The sequence below is a fragment of the Streptosporangiales bacterium genome (genome assembly GCA_009379955.1).
Taxonomy (GTDB): domain Bacteria; phylum Actinomycetota; class Actinomycetes; order Streptosporangiales; family WHST01; genus WHST01.
In genome coordinates this window covers 1-5,164 of record WHST01000208.1, presented here as the reverse complement: position 1 = coordinate 5,164, position 5,164 = coordinate 1, and the positions used below count along the sequence as shown (strand labels likewise).

The 5,164-nt window shown below is 67.6% G+C and carries 6 protein-coding genes; 3 read left to right on the top strand and 3 right to left on the bottom strand.

The features are described from left to right. Positions 1-276 (top strand): HNH endonuclease (locus GEV10_31735; protein ID MQA82973.1); only part of this gene is annotated, 276 nt, incomplete at its 5' end. A gap of 100 nt (positions 277-376) precedes the next feature. On the opposite strand, the gene GEV10_31730 is transcribed toward GEV10_31735, so the two are convergent. The 3 genes from GEV10_31730 to glnA all read right to left on the bottom strand — a co-directional run bounded on the left by GEV10_31730 (position 377) and on the right by glnA (position 3,814). Continuing rightward, the gene (locus tag GEV10_31730) at positions 377-562 is read right to left on the bottom strand and encodes a hypothetical protein (GenBank protein ID MQA82972.1); all 186 of its coding nucleotides are present in this window, start codon (positions 560-562) and stop codon (positions 377-379) included. 218 nt (positions 563-780) lie between these two features. Continuing rightward, entirely contained in the window at positions 781-1,890 is a 1,110-nt protein-coding gene (locus GEV10_31725) for an acyl-CoA desaturase (GenBank protein MQA82971.1), read from the bottom strand. Between the two features lie 499 nt (positions 1,891-2,389). Continuing rightward, on the bottom strand, positions 2,390-3,814 hold the full coding sequence (glnA, locus tag GEV10_31720; protein MQA82970.1) for a type I glutamate--ammonia ligase: 1,425 nt from the start codon (positions 3,812-3,814) through the stop codon (positions 2,390-2,392). A 140-nt stretch (positions 3,815-3,954) separates the two neighbouring features. On the opposite strand from glnA, the gene GEV10_31715 reads away from it, so the two are divergent. Both GEV10_31715 and GEV10_31710 read left to right on the top strand, forming a co-directional pair. Next, on the top strand, positions 3,955-4,416 hold the full coding sequence (locus GEV10_31715; protein ID MQA82969.1) for an RDD family protein: 462 nt from the start codon (positions 3,955-3,957) through the stop codon (positions 4,414-4,416). Positions 4,417-4,444: 28 nt separating this feature from the next. Then, complete coding sequence (locus tag GEV10_31710; GenBank protein ID MQA82968.1) at positions 4,445-4,939, top strand: NUDIX domain-containing protein; 495 nt, start codon at positions 4,445-4,447, stop codon at positions 4,937-4,939. The last annotated feature ends 225 nt before the right edge of the window (positions 4,940-5,164 follow it).

Below are 5,164 nucleotides of genomic sequence, written 5' to 3'. Positions count from 1 at the left end.
CGCCGGGCGCTCATCGCCAGGGATCACGGGTGTGTGGTGGCCGGGTGTGACGCGCCACCGCAGTACACCCAGGCCCACCACGTCACCTGGTGGTCCCGAGGCGGCACCACCGACATCGACAACCTCGCCCTGGTCTGCACCGTCCACCACACCGCCGTCCACGACGGCACCATCGACCTGGTCATGCACAACGGCCGCGCGCACACCGTGCCACCTCGATGGCTGGACCCGACACAGAGACCGAGACTGAACCGAGTCCACGACCGACCACCGTGACGTGGACGTGCCGCCTCGGCGGAGGTGACGTCGTGAATGTATGCGAGGCCCGGTCTAGCCTGTGCGGGCGCCGAGGCCGGCGAGGACCACGCGGTCACCCTCACGTCTCTCCGCCCGCCGCGGGACGGCCCTTGCCGGTGCGGCGACGCTTCCGCATGATCCGCTGGGCGTCCTTGACGAGCTTCACCGCCGAACCGGGCAACGCGTCGCGGTCCTGCCGGTCCAGGTCGATGATGGCCTGCAGCTGCGCGATCGCCCACTCCTCGGCGGTGTCCTTCCGGTGCACCCGTTCAACCGCAACGCCTCGGGTTTCCTGCGGTTCTTTCACCAGAGTCTCAGCAGGGACATGGTCGGGACCTCCGTCGGCATGCGGAGGCTCCCCGACTTCTACCGCGCGCTCGTTCGGGGCGACGCAGGGCAGGCGCACGGTCTGGACCGGTGAATCGGGTGCGGTGGGCCTACGCGCTCGCGGCAGTCGCGCCCGATCTAACCTCCGGGACCGTCCTAGCCGGGTGCGCGTAGCTGGGCGGCGAGCGGGCAGCCGAACGGGTCGCGTCCGACGAGGCCGACCTTGTTGAGGTAGCGGACGACGATGCCGTAGGAGGCGAAGAGGCTGTTCTCGGTGTAGGCAACGCGGTGCTCGTTGCAGAACTGGCGTACCAGCGGTTCGACGTGGCGCAGGTTGGGCCGCGGCATGCTGGGGAACAGGTGGTGCTCGATCTGGTAGTTCAGGCCGCCGATCGCGAAGTGGATGAACCAGCCGCCGGTCACGTTGCGCGACATGAGCACCTGGCGGCGGAGGAAGTCGATCTTCATGTTTGGAGGCACGGTGGGCATGCCGATGTGGTTCGGGGTGAACGCGCCGCCCATGTAGAGGCCGTAGAGGCCGAGCTGGATGGCGAGGAACGCCGCTGCCTTACCCGGCGACATGATGAGGAACAGTGTCGCGATGTATCCGCCGAGCCGTACGGTGAGGAAGCCGATCTCCCAGCCCCTGCGCTTCATCGGCGCCGAGCTGAAGAGCCGTCGCACGCTCTGATAGTGCAGGTTCAGGCCCTCGAACAGCAGGATCGGGAAGTAGAACCAGCCCTGTCGGTCGGCCACGAGCTTACCGAGGCGACCGCGTTCGGCGCGCGCGTACGGTGTGAACGCGAGGACGCCGGGAGCGATGTCGGGGTCCTTGCTGTGCTTGTTCGGGTTGGCATGATGCTTGCTGTGCTTGTTCTGCCACCAGCCCGAGCTCAGCCCACCGAACAGGGTGCCTTGGATCAGGCCCGCCCAGTCGTTGGCCCGGCCGGACTTGAAGATCTGCCGGTGCGCGGCATCGTGACCGATGAACGCGAGCTGCGCGAACACCACGGCCAGGACTCCGGCCAGGATCAGCTGGAACCAGGAGTCACCGAGTAGCACAACACCGGCGATCGTCGCGCCGAGTGCGAGGACGGTGAGCGACATCTTCGCCCAGTAGTAGCCGTAGCGTCGGCGCAGTAGCCCGGAATCCCTTACCTGCTCCGACAACTGCGTGTAGTGATTCGCGTACTGCTTCTGCACACTGCTGGGCTCGGTGGGGCTGGCCCGCGTGTGCGGCGTACGTAGGATCGTCTGGGCAGTCATGTCCGCCGTCCTCGGCTCGCGTGTCGTAAACAGGGATGTCGGGGTCTGGGACATCGGATGCTTCTTTCCCAGTCTCACGGGGCCCGCCGCGCGGCACAGTGGGTCTAGCACCACCATTGAGCGTGACGTCGCACTGTTCCGCCTCGATCGGCAGACGGGTGCGGCGTATCCGCTGAGTTCGGCCGGCTACCGCGTCATGTGTGACGCCCCACGACACCGGTATCCCGGCCGCCGCCAGCGGCCGCTGGATGCCATCCTTAGTATCGTCTTCCTCGGCCTCAGCCCCATATGGCTGACCGTCATCGACCGCCTGCTGTACGCCGATCTACGGCTGGAGTACTCGCACGTCCGGGGCCGTGATTCGAGGCACCTTCCGCGGGTACACATTGGGTACACGTGAGCGCAAGAAACGCCCCGAAACGCTAGGAAGCGTTAGGGAGCGTTTCCGCAGCTCAGAGACTATCTGAGGGCGTTCCAGCTGGTAGCTGGATCGCCGTTCTCAGATGTCGTAGTAGAGCTCGAACTCGTGGGGGTGGGGGCGCTGGCGGATCTCGTTGATCTCGTTGGTGCGCTTGAAGTCGACGTAGGTCTCGACGAGGTCGGAGGTGAACACGTCACCCTCGAGCAGATAGTCGTGGTCGGCCTCGAGCGAGTCGAGGACGGCGTCGAGGGAGCCGGGCACCTGCTGCACCTGCGCGTGCTCCTCGGGCGGCAGCTCGTACAGGTCCTTGTCGATCGGCTCGGGTGGCTCGATCTTGTTGCGGACGCCGTCGAGGCCGGCCATCAGCATGGCGGGGAACGCGAGGTACGGGTTCGCCGACGGGTCGGGCACCCGGAACTCGATGCGCTTGGCCTTCGGGCTCGTGCCCGTGATCGGGATGCGGATGCAGGCCGACCGGTTGCGCTGGCTGTAGACGAGGTTGACCGGCGCCTCGAAGCCGGGCACCAGGCGGTGGAAGGAGTTCGCGGTCGGGTTGGTGAACGCGAGCAGGCTGGGTGCGTGCCGCAGCAGGCCGCCGATGTACCACCGCGCGGTGTCGGACAGGCCGGCGTAGCCGAGCTCGTCGTAGAACAGCGGGGTGCCGTCCTTCCACAGGCTCTGGTGGCAGTGCATGCCGGAGCCGTTGTCGCCGAAGATCGGCTTCGGCATGAAGGTCGCGGTCTTGCCGTTGCGCCACGCGACGTTCTTGATGATGTACTTGAAGATCTGCAGCCGGTCGGCCTCGGCGAGCATCGACGCGAAGTTGAAGTTGATCTCCGCCTGGCCCGCCGTGCCGACCTCGTGGTGGGCACGCTCGACGAGGATGCCGACCTTCTCCAGCTCGAGCACCATCTCCGCGCGCAGGTCGGCGTAGTGGTCGACGGGCGGGACCGGGAAGTAGCCGCCCTTGTAGCGCGGCTTGTAGCCGCGGTTGCCCGGCTCCTCCGCGCGGCCGGTGTTCCACGCGCCGGCGATGGAGTCGATCTTGTAGTAGCCGGTGTTCTGCTTGGTCTCGAACCGTACGTCGTCGAAGACGTAGAACTCGGCCTCGGGCGCGAAGTACGCGGTGTCGGCGATCCCGGTGCTCGCGAGGTACGCCTCGGCCTTGCGGGCGACGTTGCGCGGGTCGCGGCTGTACGGCTCGCCGGTGAGCGGGTCGTGGACGTAGAAGTGCAGGTTGAGGGTCTTGTCGACCCGGAACGGGTCGACGAACGCGCTGTTCGGGTCCGGCCTGAGCGCCATGTCGGACTCGTGGATCTCCTGGAAGCCGCGGATCGACGAGCCGTCGAACATCAGGCCGTCGGAGAACACGGACTCGTCGAAGTGCGAGACCGGAACGGCGAAGTGCTGCATGACCCCGAAGAGGTCGGAGAAGCGTACGTCGACGAACTTGACATCTTCGTCACGCACGTACCGCAGCAGGTCATCGTGGCTTTCGAACATCACCGCTCCTTGTCGGCCAACTGTCGGTCGGCTGTCACCGTATCCGGGCGCCGTTACCCGAGCATGTCCCGATTGTTTCGCCGGTGTTACGCACGTCCCCGGGACTCTCGCACAGTTTAGACCGGGGTAGCGTCGGCACCATGGACAGACGGTCGATCGGGTCGTGGCTCGGCGGGCCCACGTCCGGCGACGACGCCGCCGGTGCGGCCGGCGGCACGGTGTCCGAGTACCCGGGGCAGCGCCTTGGGCTGCCGAAAGATGGCACCTGGTCGGCGCCGGGCCTGCTCCGGCGGCTCGTGGCGCTGATGGTCGACTGGGTGCTGTCGAGCGCGATCGGCTACGGCCTGCTCCAGGGCGGCCCGTGGGTCACCCTGCTCGTGTTCGCCGTCGAGAACGTCCTGCTCGTGGGCACCCTCGGCTGCACCATCGGCCACCGGCTGCTCGGCTTCCGGGTCGTGCGGGTCGACCGTTCGCCGGTCGGACCGCTGTGGGCGCTCGTCCGTACCCTGCTGCTCTGCGCGTTCGTGCCCGCCCTCTTCGTCGACGGCGACCGGCGCGGCCTGCACGACCGCGCGTCCAACACGATGACCGTGAGGTTCTGACCCCGACGTTCTCGATAGGTTGGGCGTCGTGACGACCGAGGAACCCAGGGACGCCGAGATCGCGGCGATCTACGCCGCGTTGCCGTTGAAGCGGGTCGCGGCCGGCGCGCTGTTCTGCGACAAGAACGACCGGGTGCTGCTCGTCGAGCCCACGTACAAGGACGTCTGGGACATCCCCGGCGGCGTCGTCGAGGCCGACGAGTCCCCGCGCACCGGCTGCCGGCGCGAGGTGCGCGAGGAGCTCGGCCTCGACCGGCCGGTCGGCGGCCTGCTCGCCATCGACTGGGTGCCCGCCGTGCCGCCGCGTACCGAGGGGCTGATGCTCGTCTTCGACGGGGGCCTGCTGGGCGACCACGAGACCGCGGCGATCACGCTGCCGCCGGACGAGCTGCGGTCGTGGCGCTGGGTCGAGCGCGACGCGTTCGCCGACCTGACGTCGCCCCGCACCGCGCACCGGCTGGCGGCCTGCCTCGCCGCGCGCCGCACCGGCCACACCGTCTACCTGGAGTCCGGCCGGCCGTAGCCCACCCGACGCCAGGCCCGCTGCGAAACGATCACGTTCAGCTCGTGAACGTGGACTCCACCTCGTCCCTGCACGAGGTGAAGTCCCTGCTGATCACGTTAACCTCGGTCTTTCACACCTGGTGGGGCGACACGGGGTGTGGTGATGCGAAAGTGCCTTGTCTGCAAGGGAAACTGGGACTTGTCGACGGTCCTGTTGCTCTTGGAGAAAGGCACTTCGCGGGTG